The 3,094-nt window shown below is 22.8% G+C and carries 3 protein-coding genes; 2 read left to right on the forward strand and 1 reads right to left on the reverse strand.

The window, feature by feature from the left end:
* Positions 1-171 precede the first annotated feature (171 nt).
* Positions 172-1,461 carry an MFS transporter gene (locus tag GBZ86_RS14325; RefSeq protein ID WP_152891791.1) on the forward strand — a complete coding sequence of 430 codons (1,290 nt, stop codon included), beginning with the start codon at positions 172-174 and terminating at the stop codon, positions 1,459-1,461.
* Between the two features lie 24 nt (positions 1,462-1,485).
* Entirely contained in the window at positions 1,486-2,196 is a 711-nt protein-coding gene (locus GBZ86_RS14330) for a phosphatase (RefSeq protein WP_327445276.1), read from the forward strand.
* Between the two features lie 68 nt (positions 2,197-2,264).
* Here GBZ86_RS14330 and GBZ86_RS14335 read toward each other — a convergent pair whose 3' ends face one another.
* Positions 2,265-3,059, reverse strand: coding sequence for a hypothetical protein (locus GBZ86_RS14335; RefSeq protein ID WP_152891795.1), 795 nt, complete (start codon positions 3,057-3,059; stop codon positions 2,265-2,267).
* Positions 3,060-3,094: the final 35 nt, after the last annotated feature.

A 3,094-nucleotide genomic window follows, 5' to 3' on the forward strand; every position in this document is an offset into this window, starting at 1 on the left:
ATTATAAAAATACTTTAATCATAGATTCTACTAATTTAGTTTAAGTTTTTTCTTATTATAGTATAAAGAATATTGAGAGAAAAATCTTAATTTTATTTAAAAGTATTTTAGGTATAACATAACATAATAATGAGTACCCTAAAAAAGGACTAGAACAAAAGGGGAACTAAAATGATTAATTTTAAAACATTAAGTAAGTATTTAAAGTTTGAGAAGCATATTCAAGTAATGGTAATTAGTGAAGCATTATGTGCTTTTGCTTTTGGTATGTATTTTTTTCTGCAAATTTTATATTTAAATTCAGTTAATATTTCGTCTAGTGATATAGGAATTATATTTTCTATAGGTTCGTTATTCTCTTTATTAGGATTTATAGTAGGACCATTTATTAATAGATTTGGAAGGAAAAATATTTTATCCTTAGGATTTTTAATTATAGCTTTTGGAATTTGGTTATATACTATTTTTTATAAATTTTTTCCTTTATTAATTTCACAAATTATAATTAATATTGGATTTTGCTTTATACAGGTAACGGAGATACAATTATTATATTCATATACTACTATAGATAATGAATGTTGTGCTTATAGCTACAAAAGCTCTGTTAATCTTATTTTTGCAGCATTAGGAACCTTAGTAGCAGGGAATATAAATAAAATAAATTTATTTAAAAACATAGGATATAAAACTTTATTTTATATAGCTATAGTATTTATACTTATAACATTTTTAATAAGAAAGTTTATGTTACCAAAGGATATTAAAAATGTATGTAAATGTGAACCAGTAAAAAAATCTTTAGAAAAATCAATAAAGTACATAAAAATAGATAAACAAATTAGAAGTTTTTCTATAGTATTATTTATAATATCCATAGCTTTTTCCTCTGTAGGTCCATATAATAATTTGATTTTAAAAGAATATTTTTTCTTAGATAATTCTAGTATTTCAATAATTAATTTTAGTATAACCGTATTTTCTACTTTAGGTTTAATTATTATGCCCATAATAATAGATAAAATAGGCAAAGGATTATTTAATGGAATAATGTTAATTATAACCATTATAAGTTGTAGTTTATTAGCATTATCATTAAATAAAAATGTTTTTATAATAATATTAGTAATAAGATGTGTATTTGCTATGATTACTTCTTTTACTTTAGATAGCACAATGATGAGTAATATAGAATTGAAATATAGAGATGTATTTGCTGGAATAAAGCTATTAGTAAATAGTATATCAATAGCTTTAGGAAACTTTATTGGAGGAATACTTTTAAATAAAATTGGATTTAAAGGAAATTATTTTTTTGGAACAATCTTTTTATTATTAACAATGATATTTTTCTTTTTTAAAGTAAGAAAATGTTTTAAGAGTAATAATGCTACTAATAAGAAAAATAAAAAATGTTGTTCTTTAATAGAGAAACATGATAAAGTTAAAGATAAAGACTAATTTATGTTTGATTGGAGGGATTATGTGAAAGCATTAATTGATTTACATTGTCATACTATTTCTAGTGGGCATGCATATAGCACTATAAAGGAAAATGCCATGGAGGCAAAAGAAAAGGGATTAAAAGTTTTAGGGATATCTGATCATGCTCCATCTATGCCGGGAACAGCTCATTTTTATCATTTTTTAAATTTAGGTGTATTAAATGAAATAGAAGGAGTTAAAATATTAAAAGGAATAGAAGCTAATATTATAGATTATAATGGAACTATTGATGTACCTAAGGAAATATTAGAAAAATTAGATTATATTATAGCAAGTTTGCATCCACCTTGCATAAGCTTTGGAAATAAAGAAGAAAATACACGAGCTATTATAGGAGCTATGAAAAAAGAAAAGGTTAAAATAATAGGTCATCCAGATGATAGTAGATATCCGTTAAACTATGAAGAAATAGTTAAAGCAGCTAAAGAAAATAATGTATTTTTAGAGTTAAACAATTCCTCTTTAAATCCTAAGGGGTTTAGAGAAGGAGCAATAGAAAATGCTAAAACTATGCTAAAATTGTGTGAAAAATATAATGCTAAAATTATCTTTGGAAGTGATGCTCATGTATATTATGATGTAGGCAATTTTACAAGATGCATAAATATTGTAGAAGAAATGAATTTCCCAAAAGATTTGATTGTAAATTTTAATAAAGAAGATATAGATTTTTTAGGAGCTAAAATATAAATTTTTATTTACATAAAAAACTCTTATCAAACTAAAAAATATTTTTAGTTTGAAAGAGTTTTCTAATATTATAATTTAAAAAGTTTTTTTAGAAAACTTTTTTTCTGCTTTTTTTTTCTATTTTCTAATTGTCCTTTTAATTGAAATAATTTATCATCCATTTCTCTGCAACGTTCCTCTAGATTTACTTGAGAGCATACAATTTCTTGCTCGTTTTCTAATAAAACTTGCATATTTTTTATTATATCGTCTTTACTATCTAACTGTTTATTTTTAGTATTACATTCTGTTTCTAAAAATTTAACATAAGATTTAAGAAGACCAAAAACTTCATTATCTAAAGATAAAGGAATTCTTTCTTTAGATAAAAATTCTGCAGTTGGAATAGCTTCTTTTTTATCTACTATATTATCACATATTTTTTCTGTTGGTATTATTAAAGGATTATTAATTTCATTTCTTTCTATTGTGTTTAAGGTGGAATTTTCTAAATTGCAAATAGTTTCTTTTTGCTCGTCTTCTTTTAAAATTTCATTATGAATCAAATTATTACTTAAAGAAGAATTGATATTGTTTTCATCAGTATTTACAACAGTTTTTTCTTTTTCTATTTTATTTTCTTCGATATTTTTGCAATTTAAATTATTTTTTACATCCTTTTCAGAATTGATAGATTTACTATCATAAATGTTTTTCAGCCATTTCACTGCTTCGGCTGAAATATAAGTTTTTCTATCCTTTCTTATTATAGGTTTTATTAGTTCTTTATTACTTTTTAATTTTTTATATATAGTAGCTTTACTTTTATTAAACTCTTTAGAGAGGTCATCTACACATACAATTATATTTTCTTTATATATCACATTTGTCACTCCTTTAAAAGTATAAGGTTTAATAT

The organism is Clostridium tarantellae (assembly GCF_009295725.1).
GTDB lineage: Bacteria > Bacillota > Clostridia > Clostridiales > Clostridiaceae > Sarcina > Sarcina tarantellae.